General features: G+C 48.4%; 13 protein-coding genes and 1 tRNA gene. 6 read left to right on the top strand and 8 right to left on the bottom strand.

Annotation, left to right across the window (positions count from 1 at the left end; translation table 11 throughout):
* Nucleotides 1–178: 178 nt before the first annotated feature.
* The gene (locus H511_RS22505) at nucleotides 179–454 is read right to left on the bottom strand and encodes a phage integrase N-terminal SAM-like domain-containing protein (RefSeq protein WP_051287829.1); all 276 of its coding nucleotides are present in this window, start codon (nucleotides 452–454) and stop codon (nucleotides 179–181) included.
* A gap of 268 nt (nucleotides 455–722) precedes the next feature.
* Here H511_RS22505 and H511_RS22500 point away from each other — a divergent pair, with 268 nt between their 5' ends.
* The 3 genes from H511_RS22500 (at nucleotide 723) to H511_RS0104125 (ending at nucleotide 3,706) form a co-directional block, all read left to right on the top strand.
* The gene (locus H511_RS22500; protein WP_036758738.1) at nucleotides 723–1,775 is read left to right on the top strand and encodes a hypothetical protein; all 1,053 of its coding nucleotides are present in this window, start codon (nucleotides 723–725) and stop codon (nucleotides 1,773–1,775) included.
* Nucleotides 1,776–2,669: 894 nt separating this feature from the next.
* On the top strand, nucleotides 2,670–2,813 hold the full coding sequence (locus H511_RS24570) for a hypothetical protein (protein WP_155804802.1): 144 nt from the start codon (nucleotides 2,670–2,672) through the stop codon (nucleotides 2,811–2,813).
* 119 nt (nucleotides 2,814–2,932) lie between these two features.
* Complete coding sequence (locus H511_RS0104125) at nucleotides 2,933–3,706, top strand: IclR family transcriptional regulator (RefSeq protein WP_036758735.1); 774 nt, start codon at nucleotides 2,933–2,935, stop codon at nucleotides 3,704–3,706.
* A gap of 29 nt (nucleotides 3,707–3,735) precedes the next feature.
* Here the strand turns inward: H511_RS0104125 and H511_RS0104120 are convergent, their stop codons facing one another.
* The 3 genes from H511_RS0104120 to H511_RS0104110 all read right to left on the bottom strand — a co-directional run bounded on the left by H511_RS0104120 (nucleotide 3,736) and on the right by H511_RS0104110 (nucleotide 7,718).
* Entirely contained in the window at nucleotides 3,736–4,494 is a 759-nt protein-coding gene (locus tag H511_RS0104120; protein WP_027251170.1) for an IclR family transcriptional regulator, read from the bottom strand.
* Between the two features lie 47 nt (nucleotides 4,495–4,541).
* A complete protein-coding gene (locus tag H511_RS0104115; protein WP_051287827.1) occupies nucleotides 4,542–5,450 on the bottom strand; it encodes an SMP-30/gluconolactonase/LRE family protein in 909 nt (302 codons plus the stop codon).
* A 132-nt stretch (nucleotides 5,451–5,582) separates the two neighbouring features.
* Nucleotides 5,583–7,718, bottom strand: a complete 2,136-nt coding sequence (locus H511_RS0104110; protein WP_036758732.1) for a TonB-dependent siderophore receptor — start codon at nucleotides 7,716–7,718, stop codon at nucleotides 5,583–5,585.
* A gap of 387 nt (nucleotides 7,719–8,105) precedes the next feature.
* On the opposite strand from H511_RS0104110, the gene H511_RS0104105 reads away from it, so the two are divergent.
* Nucleotides 8,106–10,100: a HAMP domain-containing methyl-accepting chemotaxis protein gene (locus tag H511_RS0104105; protein WP_027251167.1), complete on the top strand. Its 1,995-nt coding sequence runs from the start codon at nucleotides 8,106–8,108 to the stop codon at nucleotides 10,098–10,100.
* Nucleotides 10,101–10,220: 120 nt separating this feature from the next.
* Here H511_RS0104105 and H511_RS0104100 read toward each other — a convergent pair whose 3' ends face one another.
* The 4 genes from H511_RS0104100 to H511_RS0104085 form a co-directional block, all read right to left on the bottom strand.
* Nucleotides 10,221–11,072, bottom strand: a complete 852-nt coding sequence (locus tag H511_RS0104100) for a hypothetical protein (protein ID WP_027251166.1) — start codon at nucleotides 11,070–11,072, stop codon at nucleotides 10,221–10,223.
* 153 nt (nucleotides 11,073–11,225) lie between these two features.
* Nucleotides 11,226–11,660 carry a thioredoxin TrxC gene (gene trxC, locus H511_RS0104095; protein WP_027251165.1) on the bottom strand — a complete coding sequence of 145 codons (435 nt, stop codon included), beginning with the start codon at nucleotides 11,658–11,660 and terminating at the stop codon, nucleotides 11,226–11,228.
* A gap of 177 nt (nucleotides 11,661–11,837) precedes the next feature.
* Nucleotides 11,838–12,041 carry a hypothetical protein gene (locus H511_RS0104090; RefSeq protein WP_027251164.1) on the bottom strand — a complete coding sequence of 68 codons (204 nt, stop codon included), beginning with the start codon at nucleotides 12,039–12,041 and terminating at the stop codon, nucleotides 11,838–11,840.
* Between the two features lie 270 nt (nucleotides 12,042–12,311).
* A complete protein-coding gene (locus tag H511_RS0104085; protein WP_027251163.1) occupies nucleotides 12,312–13,439 on the bottom strand; it encodes a M14 family metallopeptidase in 1,128 nt (375 codons plus the stop codon).
* Nucleotides 13,440–13,544: 105 nt separating this feature from the next.
* On the opposite strand from H511_RS0104085, the gene H511_RS24020 reads away from it, so the two are divergent.
* Together H511_RS24020 and H511_RS0104075 are read left to right on the top strand one after the other, a co-directional pair.
* Nucleotides 13,545–14,012 (top strand): NUDIX domain-containing protein, encoded by a 468-nt coding sequence (locus tag H511_RS24020; protein ID WP_162144599.1) that lies wholly within the window; start codon nucleotides 13,545–13,547, stop codon nucleotides 14,010–14,012.
* Between the two features lie 127 nt (nucleotides 14,013–14,139).
* A tRNA-Ser gene (locus tag H511_RS0104075) sits at nucleotides 14,140–14,230 on the top strand.
* Nucleotides 14,231–14,234: the final 4 nt, after the last annotated feature.

The raw sequence follows: 14,234 nt of genomic DNA, 5'->3' as shown, positions 1-14,234 counted from the left end.
TAGGTTGTCGGCGCCGGGAGCGCCTACAACCGGCCCGGACAAAATCAACGAACAAACAGGCATTTCTGGGCACTCTTAGAGCCAACAAAGAGTGTCTGGCGTGCATTCGAATATGGTGAGATTGCCAATGGAGATAACACTGTCGGTAAATGTCGCTGTTTAGTGGCATAGCAAAAACCTAAATCCCCAAGCTCATGGTGCAAATGCTATCTGATAGATAGGTTAATGCGTTCAGTGCAATTTTTTGTGTGTTGATAGCCACATTTTGTCGATTGGCAAGAAAGGTTAAAAATTGTGCAACTTCTTTCGTTCCCATTGTTTCAGGGTGACGCTTGTCGTGAAAGTTAATGAATGCCTTGATCCAATACAGATAGTTTTTTTCCGTTCTAATACTGTAACCACGCATATGCATTTCTTCTTGAAGACCGCTTAGAAATAGGCTTTTTATACTCATGATAACCCTTGCCTTAAAATACTGTGTTTACATATAGTATTTTAAGGCTACCGGTTATCAAGGAAAATAGTTAAAAAATTTTCGCGTTTGTACACGTATTAATTCATATGATTAATTTTTATAAATCGGTTATCTATTTACGAATTTAAATAATGGGTTTGGGAAACCAGCATGCACGATAATAAAATTTTAGGTAGATGTTTTGCCGGAAGTTAATAGGCTAGACTGTAACTAAGGTTAATTATAATCATTGAAAAGGAAGAATATAATGAGTAATAGAATGATTGGAAATGTAGGTTTTGAGGAAGATATTCGACCACTCTTTACGGATGGAGATATTGTTTGCATGGGGAATCACTTCGACCTTTCTGATTGGCGCTCGGTGAAAGAAAATTCAGATCGAATATTGTCAAGATTACGAAGAGATAACCCCTTGCTTTCTGCTATGCCGCCACCAGATGGATGGCCTGAGGAGAAGAAAGTTTTATTTGCCAGTTGGATAGAGGATGGAGCACCTAAACGACGTGGCGATAATTATGCTGCGTTTTTTCGTGATCTAGATAGTTACACTGAGTACCATGATGTTTATGGGAGGCCAGTTGACGAAAACTACATGCAATATGTTGGAAGATACTTTGGTCGTGATCGAAATCTTGCTCTTAATCTATGGAAAGAATATGCAGAGGTGTCGTTAGAAGATGAAGAAGACAAAGATGATTTGTGGGAAAAAGTTTTAAAAGAAATTAATAGCCCAATAATAAAAAATTCAATTTTAAAGGTTGAAGAGTTAATGGTTAAATTGCTAGAAGAGCACTTTAACTTCGACTCACAACTGGATACTGAAGCCATATTGGATGCGTTTACCTTTTTTGGTAAAGATGCATTACCAGAAGATCTAGAGCGCTATCAACGTATTGTGGCCTTGAATGACCCAGAAGATTTTAGGCTCCCTTACGCAAGATATCACAGAATGGACGGTGCTGTAATGTGGTTCAATTGGATGGGGCATATTGAGTGCGCTCATTCTATCGACTCAGGCCCTAACGCTCATGTTCGGCAAGCTTTCATGTCTGGTGTATGTTTAGGAAGTTCTATGGATTTCGTTTTTAGACAGCGAGAAAAAACAAAGACAAAATATTATGATGTCGAAAGAGGCGAAAAAAGAATGCAGAGACAGGCTGAGAGAAATTTGAATGACTTTACAAAAGGGATAAAAGAAAGTCATGAACTTTATCAAGTTTTTAGGGGCGAATTAGCTGGAGGTCCTAGAGCAAATGTTGCAGAAAGTGGTAGATTTTTGAATGTTCCGGATAATGCCTAACAAAGTGCTGCACTCGGATAAATTACTCGCTTCGCTCCCAATTTACCGGTGAGCGCGGTGTTAACTCATAGAAATTTTAATCTGAAACTGACGAGTTAGAGTTAAGGTTTTAACTCGGAAATGTCCAAAAGTGTGTTTGCAAATTGTATCACACAATTCTAGGGAAAAATTCAGGACGAATTTTTAGGTTGTCGGCGCCGGGAGCGCCTACAACCGGCCCGGACAACACCAACGGATAAACAGGCATTTCTGGGCACTCTTTGAGCCAGCAAAGAGTGTCTGGCGCGCGTCACACTATGGCGAGGGAAGCGCTGAACTCAAGCGCGACATACTTATCCAGCCATTGAACTTGCTTTATGGATTCCCGCCTGCGCGGGAATGACGGTTTGATAATGTGTATTTGTGACGCATCCCCAGGGAAAAATTCAGGACGAATTTTTAGGTTGTCGGCGCAGGGAGCGCCTACAACCGGCCCGGACAACAGCAACGAACAAACAGGCATTTCTGGGCACTCTTTGGGCCAACAAAGAGTGTCTGGCGCGCGCCACACCATGGTGAGGGAAGCACTGAACTCAAGCGCGACATACCTTCATATCTCACTTAAAGCACCAGCCACAGCCCCCAAAAATCACAAAAAACCACTTCCCCAGGGAAAAATTCAGTACGAATTTTTAGGTTGTCGGCGCTGGGAGCGCCTACAACCGGCCCGGACAACATCAAAGAATAAAAGGCATTTCTGGGCACTCTTTGAGCCAGCAAAGAGTGTCTGGCGCGCATCCGAATATGGTGAGATTGCCACTGAACCTAATCGCGACATACCTTCATGTCTCACCCAAAGCACCAACCACAGCCCCCCAAAAATCACAAAAAAACCACATCCCCAGGGAAAAACTCATGGACGAATTTTTAGGTTGTCGGCGCCGGGAGCGCCTACAACCGGCCCGGGCAACAGCAACGGACAAACAGGCATTTCTGGGCACTCTTTGTGCCCGCAAAGAGTGTCTGGCGCGCGCCACACCATGGCGAAGGAAACACTGAACTCAAGCGCGACATATCAGACAGACTTTAAAGAGAACACACCCCACTTCGCTCACCTTATATTGATCACCCAGAATGATCCGTATAACCTGACCTGAAACAACACTATATGAATAAACATGAACACAATTAAGCCCATTACCCGAAAAGAAAAAGGCTCGACGATTGAGCGTGTCTTACGGATTTTATCCTTTATCTCCGAGCACGAAGGTCAGTACGATCAGAATGAACTGGCTGAGGCGATGGATCTTCCCAAGCTGGCCACCGCAAAACTGCTGGTTCAGTTAAAAGAGCTTGGCATTCTGCGCGAGAACATGCTGAGAAAAGTGATTGCCGGGCCGGAATTCAGGCAGATGGCACTGGCCGTGCTGCGCAATAAGGTCTTTGAGTCGCAGCGCCTGACAGTGCTGGAAAGGCTGTCGGCGCAAATTGGTGAAACCTGTGGCATCTCTGTGCCGAACGGCATCGAAATGCTGTACTTTGAGCGGGTTCAGACCAACTGGCCTTTGCAGATCAGCCTGCCGGTAGGCAGTTCAGTGCCGCTGGCGGCGACGGCGTCAGGCAAACTGTATCTGGCGACCTTGCCGGACGGCGTGCGCCGGGTGATTCTGGATAACATCGCGCTGGAAGTCTTCACCGAACATACCCTGGTTGATAAGGCAAAACTGGAGCAGGAGCTGGCCACTATTCGTGGACTGGGCTACGGCCGGGATAATGGTGAATTCATTGATGGTATGGCCGCGGTTTCCGTGCCGATAGCGCGTGATGGTTTGCTGCTGGGGTTTCTGTTCTGTCACAGCCCTGTGGTTCGTCATCCGTTGCTTGATCTGGAAACCTTTGTGCCGCTGATGCAAGAAGCCGCGGATGAAATTATGGCAATGATGCTGAGCTGAGATTAGCTGGCAACAGCAAAGGGCTGTGATTAAGTCAGTTCACGAATATAGCCCTGAAGCTGATCCCGGGTACGTTCGAGATCGGGCAAATACGTCAGTAACTGATCCAGAGATTTGCGTGTTTTCGGACAGTGGCAAAACAGGGATGCCAGAAATTTACCGTCGGCAGATTTGACCGGAATGGCCACAGCCACCAGCCCGTCGATGAATTCTTCGTTATCCACACTCACCTGACGTCCGCGGATGATCTTTAATTCCTGCTCCAGCGTATCAGGGTCGGTATGGGTATTTTTGGCCAGTTTGGTCATATCCAGCTGACCTATGATCCGCTCCCGCTGAGTTTTGGTCAGGGAGCTCAGAAACAACTTGCCACTGGCCGTTGCCCAGACCGGGGTTTTCATCCCTATGGGTAAGACAATCTGCAGCGGCCAGTTGGTCTGAATCCGTTCGTGGTACACCATTTCATTGCCGTCCGGAATGGCAATACCACAGGTTTCTTTCACCCGTCGTGACAGCCCGTGCAATATCGCCTGAAGCTGTGCTTTTCGCTCGTTATTGCTGTTCAGATTGAGGGCAATGCGTTTGAGTTCGGCACCGGGGTAAACGTTGCCGCGTTCGTCAGCCGTCAGAAACTGTTCGTCGTCCAGCTGTTGCACCAGGCGGTGATAGGTGGGTTTCGGGATCTCAGAATGAAAAATCAGCTCCGGCAGCGGAACCGGCTGTTCCTGTCTGGCGCTTTGGGTGATGATTTCCACAATGCGACTGACGGCGTTGGCTTTGTTTTCCATAGCTGAATCCTGTAATTCCTGTTGTCCGGCGATTATAGCGGGTATACCTATTGCCTAAAAGGTTGATGTGGAAACGATTCGCAGAAAATACTCTCGGTATTTCCCTCAAACAGCGATGGCATGGCAAAGGTACGCCCAGAGAGTGGCAACTCACTGCGTTCCTGTTCCGACATGCCATACCAGCCCGTGGTAACAAACAAAATGTCGAGTTTGTTGCCGCCAAAGGTACACCGGGTCGCGTGCTTTACCGGCAGCTCTTCCAAATGAATACATTTACCTTCCGGGTTGTATATGCTGACAGCGCCTTTATTCCAGTGGCACACATAGAGATTGCCCAGCGCATCGGTTGTCAGCCCGTCGGGTAAGCCTTCTTGCTCCGGCAACTGAATAAAGACACGTTTACTGAGGATGGCAGTCCAGTCATCATTCATTTGCAGCTCGATAACCTGACCCCGGAACATATTGGCTACGTAGGCACGCTTCAGCCTGGCGTTAAACGCAATGCCGTTGGCAACAGCATATCCGCTATCAAGCTGACTGATGGTGTGGGTGTCAGCCTGGTAGCGGTAAAGACAGCCATCGGCTTGCTCTAAATGGGCTTCATTCATTGAGCCAAACCAGAGATCGCCGTTCGGGCAGTTGACTGCATCGTTCAGCCGGATGCCGGCCAGCCCTTCGGTTGGATCGGCGATAAACTCAAAGCCGCTGAAATCTGCCTGGCAGCGATATAGCCCTGTTTTTGTCGCGGCGAGCCAGCCAGAGCTGGCAGGCGCAATGGCCGTGACCGCGACTGGTACGTCGGTGGCGCTATGGGTTTTTGTTTTCAGGGAATACTGGTGGATGCGGTGATGCTCTGTATCGACCCAGAACAGGGTCTGCTCTGAGGCCAGCCAGATCGGCGACTCGCCAATTTCACACGTGGCGTCAGTCAGGGGTTGAGCGTAGGGGTTGCTCATAATCAATGTCCATATAATGATATTTAAAGTATCAATATAGATTAATTATGATAAAGGTGAACTGGCGGTGTGTAAAAAAACAAACCCTGCTCACAGAGCAGGGTTCAGGTCGTAAAGGCGCAGGTGAATGGTTTACCAGCGGTAATTCAGGGTTGCTATTACACTGCGTTCTTCACCGTAGTAACAGTAGTAGTCGCAGCTGGACACATAGGTTTCGTCAAACAGGTTGTTGACGTTCAGCTGAGCCTGCCACTGGTTGTTGATGTTGTATTGAGCACGCATATCCCAAACGGTATAAGACGGAATATTCAGCATTGCTGCGCCTGTTGACGTGTGACCGACAGAAGAACCAATGTATCGGACAGCACCGCCAACCGTTAAGTCTTCAGCGCCTAAGCTGGCAAAGTTGTAATCAGCCTGAGCTGAAGCCATGTGACGTGGAATGAGCGGAGAACGTGTCATTTCAGCACCTTCAGAAGGTTTGTACTGACTGTCGTTGTAGGTGTAATTGAACGCGACACTGACGTTTTCAATCGGTTTGGCGACAGCATCTACTTCAACACCGCGTGAAGTGACTTTACCGGCCTGAGTCTGGGATCCGCCGTCAATCGATGAAACCAAGCCATTGTTTTGATCGATATTAAACCAGGCCAGATTTATATAGCCGTCAATGAACTCAGGTGTGTATTTCACACCAGCCTCAATCTGTTCACCTTCCAAAGGTTTATAAATCTTATTGGTTAGTGGATCGATAGAGGCAATGACTTCGAAAGACTCTGCATAACTGACGTATGGAGACAGACCTGATTCGGACAAATACATCAAACCACCGCTCATGGATAAATGGTTGTCTGAAACATCTTCGTCAGTATTTGCCGTCTTGTTTTCGTTATCCACATCAACTTCGTCGAAGCGGGCACCTATTGTCGCGATCCATTTACCGTCAAACTTGAACTGGTTTTTGGCATATAACCCAGCTTGCTTTTTGGTGATCAGCGCATGTGTTGCCAAACTCGGATCTGCCGGAGTGAAGTTACCGTACTCAGGATCGAAAGCATTGATGGTTCCCATGTTTGAACCCATAGTGTTGGGCCATGGATTTTCTTTGCTGTCGTTCTTGTAATACTGTAAATCAAGACCAACCAACAAGGTGTTTTCTGTGCGATCACCATACCAATGTCCTGTGACCTGATTGTCCAGACTGTATGTGTCTGTTGTGCCATCACGATAAATTAAACCGCGGAACAGGTCGGCAGATGTTTCACTACCAAAGGCGTAAGTGCTGCGCAGTAGAAGGTCTGTATAAGCGTAACGAGCATTTTGTTTCAGGCTCCAAACGTCATTAAATGTATGGCTCAGCTCATAACCCAATGAAATTTGCTTGTTATTATTGATGTCGTAATCTGGCTCACCCAAATTTGTTGACGGGTCGATTTTACCTTGTGGGGTATCGATTAATGTACCGTAAGCAGGGAAAAAACCGTTTGTCGGAACACCTTCATCTTCTTTATAGCTGGCAAGGAAAGTAATACTGGTGTCGTCAGACATGTCCCAGGTCAGGCTTGGTGCGAAGTAATAACGGTTATTGTAAGTACCGTCCAATGTGCCATCTCGCTCACTCGCCAGGCCGACAATGCGATAACGAACATCGCCATCTTCATTGGCGTAGTCGGAAATGTCGACACCAATACGCTTCAGGTTCCGGTTACCGGTTTGCAGCTGTACGTTACCTTCAGGCGTGTCGGTAGGGCGTTTGCTGATGGCGTTGACAACCCCTCCCGGAGGCGCTTCACCATAAAGCACAGAGGCAGGCCCTTTCAGGATTTCAACGCGCTCAAGACCGAATGGCTCCAGTGTCCATACATAGTATCCGGTAGTAAAAAGGCGATTACCGTCTAAGTAAGTTGCAGCATCAAAACCGCGGACTTTAAACCAGTCTGTATCTGTATCTGAACCATAAGGTGCTGAAAGGACACCAGCCTGATAGCGTAGCGCTTCGTCCAGCTTCTGGAATTGATTCTTTTCCAGATTATCCTGATCAACAATCGCCATGGTACGAGGCGTTTCAGCCAGTGGTGCTTCTACTTTCAATGTTGACGCAGTCACAACAATCGTTTCTGGCTCAACATCCTGTACGCTGTTCGTTGCTTCATCTGCAAATGCAGGCAACGCGATAGCGAATAAGGAAATCGGCAGAATGCTTTTGTGGCAGATTTGTCTGATTGCCAGCCCAAGTGTACTTAGACTCGGCGTGAATAATTGTGTCATAACGCGGATACCCCAAACGAATGTAAAACTAATACGAAGTAATAATTATTGTTATTTACAATTATACTTACCGATCGTTCAGGATATGTGATTTTAATCACTTTTTTAATGTGGCGTGGCGCTTTAGCAGATTAAAAAATCACTTAATGTCATATTTTTGCTACAAAATACTGGACTTGATGCATAGTAATATCTATGCGTGTGTTGGCGGGATAGTTCGGGGTATCAAACGACATAATTATTCAATTTGTTTAATAAGATGTGCTTTTTTGAGGCATTTACCACACGTAATGCTGAAAAAATTCATACTTTGATGACAAAGTGTTCACAATTGGTATCGCTATCATTATATTGGTCCAACATACGAAGTAAACGGACTTGTCAGTTATGAATTTATCTATTGCAAGGAAGCTCAGGGTCAGCTTTTTCTTGTTGACTGCATTATTTTTAGCCGCCGCAATCATTCTTTATCTCCAGATCAGTAAAGTGGAAAGTCATGCTTATTCACTATTGAATGTGGATATTCCCACTGTGGATGCCAGTCGTTCTATACAGCAGAACGCCGAATTTTCATTATCAAGCCTCCGGGCTTATATGCTGGCGGCAGATGACGCGCGCCAGGAACGGTACCGTCAACAACTTGACGATGCGTTTACCAAAGTGGATGAAGAAGTCGCCCGTTTACAAAACCATCTGAGTGAAGCGCAATTCAAGTTAGTGAAAGCAGACTGGGAAGCCCTGAAAGCCAGTGAAAAAGCGGTGGCTTCTATGAGCCATACGGCGGAAAACCTGCCCGCGCATACGTTATTGCAATCAGAGGCTGCGCCGCTGGCTGAAGTTGCTTTGGATCAGCTGCAGGGCATGCTTAACGAAGAAGAAAGTAACCCTGTGGGCGACGATCGTAAGCGCCTGATGAAGTTGCTGACGGATGCTTATTCGTCGTTATCCAACGGCCTGGGGGAATTGCGGGCATTTCTGATCAGCGCGGATCAGGACAATCTGGACAAGTTCGAAGAGTACCTGCGGCATCATAACCGGGCGGTGTCTGAAATTAACCGTAAGCAGGACAGCCTGAGCGACAGCCAGAAAAGTCTCTGGTCGCTGTTTAAAGAAATGCAGGATATGTATTTGCCAATGGCGACAGACGTTGTGATGCACCGTCAGGCACAGGACTGGAATAAAGCCAATTACCTGATGGAAACAGAAACCCTGCTTGCGGTCGAACAGCTGGCGCAAACCATTGAAACTGTGGTTAGCGAGCAGCAGGTGATTGCTGCTGAAAGTGGGGGTGCCATCAGCAGCAGCGTGCAGAAAGTGGTGGTACTGCTGATTGCCACCAGCGTGATTGCCAGCTTATGTTCTTTGTTTATCGCAACCTGGCTGGGGCGGGATATCGGTTCGCGTTTAAGCCGTGTGGTAACACGCGCTGAAGAAATATCGCACGGGAATTTCTCCGGTAAAGCGCTGGCAAACAAAGGCTCTGATGAAATTGCCGCGCTGATCGATGCGGTTAACCGTATGTCCGTCGCTTTGTCTGGCTTAGTCACCGGGGTGTCGACCAAAGCGCACGCGGTGAATGCCAGCATGGATCAGCTGCTAGCCACCAATGCGGATACGGCAGGCGAGGTGAACGATCAGGCATCGCGGATCAATTCTGTGGCGACAGCAATAGAGGAAATGTCCGCCACGGCCCATGAAACGGCACAAAATACCCAGGCGGCATCTGACGATCTTGCCCACTCGGCTTCCCTGCTGGTGAATGGCGAGCAGGCGCTGGATCAAAACCAGCAGACAGTGACAGAGCTCAATACGCTGGTGGCGCAGGCCAGTGACATGGTTCAGCAACTCAGGGCAGACAGTGACCGCATTGAACATGTCACGGAAGTGATTCAGGGGGTGGCAGAGCAGACTAATCTGCTGGCGCTGAATGCGGCGATAGAAGCGGCCCGTGCCGGCGATTTAGGCCGCGGTTTTGCGGTTGTTGCCGATGAAGTCCGCCTGCTGGCCCAGCGCACGACTGAGTCCACGACAGAGATTAACGACATTGTTGAAGCCCTCCAGGCGTCCACACATCAGGTCGTACAAGTTATCGAACAGAGTCAGTCTCTGGTTCAGGTGGGCACAGAGCATACTGCGACGGCCAATGAGATGCTCAAAGATACGGTTCGCTACATGGAGGTGGTGTCGCAGAAGGTGAGCGATATTGCGGTTGCGACTGAACAACAGTCGAATGTGTCACAGTCGGTTGCTGAGCTGGTGCACCAGCTGTCTTCTTCTGCCGACGATGTGTCCGGCAATTGCGATAATGCCAACCAAACCTCTCAGTCCATCAAATCCCAGGTGGATGAATTAAACAGTGCAATGAAGAAATTTGTTGTCTAATGATTTCTCTGCCTTGTAAACAAAACCCGGCAATCGCCGGGTTTTGTTTGTGTCTTATAAATCAATGGCTTGATGCCATTCTCTGCCAAGGGGAGTCCGTTCGGGGCTGTCGTTACCAATTCACGACGAGCATACAAACCACGCCTTGGCACTGGCCGTGATATAGGCTTCTTCATGCCAGTCTAAGCGCTCTAAGGTTGGCGCGGTCCGGATATCGCCTTTGTATTTTTCGGTGACCAGGACCCTCACTTTGCCATCGGTGGCATTTCGGACAGTTCCGCGGTAGGTATATCCCAGCGTGCTGTTACGCGGTCTCTCATACAGGCAGACATTTTCGCCGACACTGGTATAAATATGTTCGCTTTCTTCCGTCCAGGCACCATTCGCTGCCGGTGCTTTGGTGGGTTCAATCAGCACGGTTGCTGCTGCGGGCGCATCCAGCAGCCTGCGTTCTGCCGTGTAGGGCAGGTAGCCCAGTACAATGGCCGAGCTGTACCATTCGTCGTCCGGCGCGCCATCATTTTCGATTACTTTCAGCGTCACGAATGGGCCGTCGAGACACAAATCTGCCCATTGATCCGTACTGCTGATACTGGCTGAGAAGAAAGGGTATTCCTCGGCTGTGTTGGTGTTTACTACGCACCAGGTGCCTGTCTCCTGGTGATTGAGCTGGCCATTATTGAGATCGCAGACCTGCCGGGCCAGATTCTGAAACTGCGCGATATCTTCCGCGGCCTGCTCCGGGCTGTTGCTGCAATAACGGTAGGTATAAGAGTAGGCGCTTTTGGGATAATACTGGCCTTTGTCAACCACGGCACCGTTGGAGCGAACCTCATTTTCGTCAATAAATTCCTGGGCGGTGTCATACATACTGTAGTCACTGCTGAATCCCAGCGAGGATAAACTGCTGCATCCCGACAGCCAGAAAAGGCCTGTAAAAGCCAGACACGCGCGAGAAAAGTGCTTTTGCATATCATCAACACCTATTACCCAAACACATAATTTTTATGACGTTAAGTATAGGTAAGTACTCGAAAAAGTGAAGGAATACAGAGGCTAACAATGACGCGGTATCTTTAATAAGAAAGATACCGCGTGATTTATCACGTTATATGTGCGGAAAGGTTATTTTGCCAGTGCCTGATTCAGCCACTGATCGAAGTGAGATTTTGGCAGCGCGCCATTGATGGTGTCGACCAGCTTGCCCTGTCTGAAGACCATAATGGTAGGAATACTGCGGATACGGTATTGCGCCGCCAGCGCCTGCTGAGCTTCGGTATCAATTTTTACGAAGCGTACCTGTCCGGTTCTTTCTGCCGCGACATCTTCAAAAACCGGGGCAAAACCCACGCAAGGGTTACACCAGGGGGCCCAGAAATCGACCACAACGGGCTGTTCACTTTGCAGCACAGCCTGGAAGTTATCGGCGGTGCCTTCTAATGGTTTTCCGTCGAGCAGTGCTTCTTTGCATGCACCACATACGGCTTTGTCATTAATACGTTCAACGGGAATACGGTTCAGGCCCTGGCAATGCGGGCATCGGGTAGTGATAGTCGACATAATCAATTTCCATCTGTCTCAATATGGGCTCAATGTACTGATTTTATGTCGTTCAGAAAAGAGGGGATCGGGCAATTATTGCAATAGAAAAAAACGATGGCGAGAGGGTGACAATTCATGGCTAATGCAAGCGAGCACATTAGCCATGATGAGATCGGTAGAGTTAAGTGTGGGTTTTCAGTGTAATAAACCCAGCTCTTTGGCTTCCTCAATGGTTAATCCGCATTCACGGATGTCACGCAGCATTTCGATACGGCGGCGTGCAGCGGCTTGTTGACGTTTACTGGCAGAGACTTTAGCAGATGATGCTGTTTCGTCTTGCTGGTCCCACTTGTTAGCGGCATCAGCCATTTCCAGATATTCAAGTGAGTTGATAGACACAATTACCTCCTGAAAGCACTATGCGTCGAGATCAGGCATATCTTTATCAGAGCTTTCAGACAGCGTCAAAGCAATGAAATCGTGCTTTGTGACCAATGGCGTATTTGTGAGATGAAGTCGCTGGCAGGATAAGATTCTGCTTTGACAGAATCGATTTTCAGAGTATCTTTCGCCGTTCCAGCCTGAGAAAATGCGGGTTGAATAATGCGCCATCCAAGTGCTAAAAAGCCAGTCCGGAGACTGGCTTTTGCATTTCTCAATCAGCCATAATCAGCGCAGTTGGTCAACGACCACGCGGACTGCGGCTAACATGTCCTGACCAAATGCCAGACTACGTTCCGGCGACCAGCCATAAAAGGCATCCGGTTGCAGGTTGTGATCTTTAAACGGCATTTCAACGGTATACGCCAGACATTTAAATTGCTCACCAACCCAGGCTGTGCCCATGCTCAGATTGGCTTCGCCCGGTGCATCTTTGTCGTAACCGTATTCATCCTGAAATTCCGGTGTAATCGTCAGCAAGGCTTGTTTGAAGTTGTGTTCCAGCGTGGCGTGGCGCTCGTCATAGGAAGGAATGCCTTCACAGCCAGCGACAAAATTGTATGGAATGGCTTCATCACCATGAATGTCGAGGAACATATCAACGCCGGTTTCCAGCATGCGCTCCCGCACCAGGAAAACCTCCGGACTTTTCTCCATGCTGGGGGTCAGCCATTCGCGGTTCAGGTTGATGCCGGCGGCATTGGTGCGCAGGTGGCCTCTGATGCTGCCATCCGGGTTCATGTTCGGCACAATGTAAAAGACGGCACGCTCTAGCAGCGCACGGCCGACAGTGTCGGTTTCATCCAGCAAGCGCTGCAGCAGCCCTTCCATAAACCACTCTGCCATGGTTTCGCCCGGATGCTGGCGCGCAATAATCCAGATCTTCTTCTTGCCTTCGCCTGGCTCGCCTATTGTCAGCAGGCTGATGTCATTGTTATCGAGCGTGCTGCCCAGGGTTTCCAGCTCACAGTTGAAGTTCATCTGAGCCTGATGCAGCAAATCCAGATGTCTGTCGTAACTGTAGGGAGCAAAGTAGGCGAAATACATGGAACGCTGTTCAGGAATCACCTTAAAGCGCAGGGTGTCGCCGTCAAATTCAGCCGGAATGCGAAACCACTCTTCACGGTCATAAGATGCCACGACATCGTAATCTTTCCAGCCTTCCGGGTAGGCCGATTTCGCTAAATCCTGTAATTCGAAGGCATGTTCAACCTGAGCCTGAGTTTCCAGACGAAAGTGAAACCATTGGTAAAAATCAGACTGGTTGTCTTTTTTAATTCGCAGTTGAATATCACCAGGCTGGTCGGCTTTTACAACATCAATATTGCCGCTTTCGAAGTTACTGAAAATGTTCATCTCTCTAAACCTTGTAAGGTAAATGAAGGCAGAAGGTTAGCACAACTATAGCAAGAGCATAACCTGAGTGCTGTTTGCCGCGGTATCTTCAAGCCGTTAAGCTATGTGCACAGTAAAGTAACCACACAGGTGGCAAGGTTGGGATTACACTATGCATCCCGGGCACTGATAGAAGTGCAGGGAAAAGTACTTCTGGTAAAACGGGTTGGGGAGGCATTCACGTTTCTCCCTGGCGGTCATGTTGATGCCGGAGAAGCGGCAGTGCAGGCTGTCGCAAGAGAACTTCACGAAGAAACGGGATTCACCGCCGAGATCGGGGATCTGATCGGTATCGCTGAAAATGACTGGCAGCAAAATGGGCAGCATCAAACGGAAATCGCGCTGGTGTTTCGTGGCCGTCTGTTGGGTATTGATGCACCGGCAGTCATTGCTTCAAAAGAACCTCACCTTGAGTTTATCTGGGCAGACAAGTCACAGCTGGACACACACCAGCTTCACCCTGTTGCTTTGCGCGATATCATCCGTAATGACACTAGTCAGTATCAGGGATTTGTGGCGTCAGACTTAGCTTAAGCGGTGTTTTTTGATGCAGGCTGAGACGAAAGCCATCAGTTAACTTGCCGTCTGGTGGCTTATTGAGCACTTGAACTTTTTTTACTTTACAGCACCATCATCCCCACGTATTATTCGCCGCACTTACGGAGAGATGGCTGAGTGGTTGAAAGCACCGGTCTTGAAAACCGGCATACGTTAATAGCGTATCTAGGGTTCAAATCCCTATCTCTCCGCCACATT

This window comes from Photobacterium halotolerans DSM 18316, from assembly GCF_000425165.1.
Classification (GTDB): Bacteria; Pseudomonadota; Gammaproteobacteria; order Enterobacterales; family Vibrionaceae; genus Photobacterium; species Photobacterium halotolerans.
Note: the sequence above shows the minus strand (reverse complement) of the source record. Positions and strands in the feature narration are given on the sequence as shown.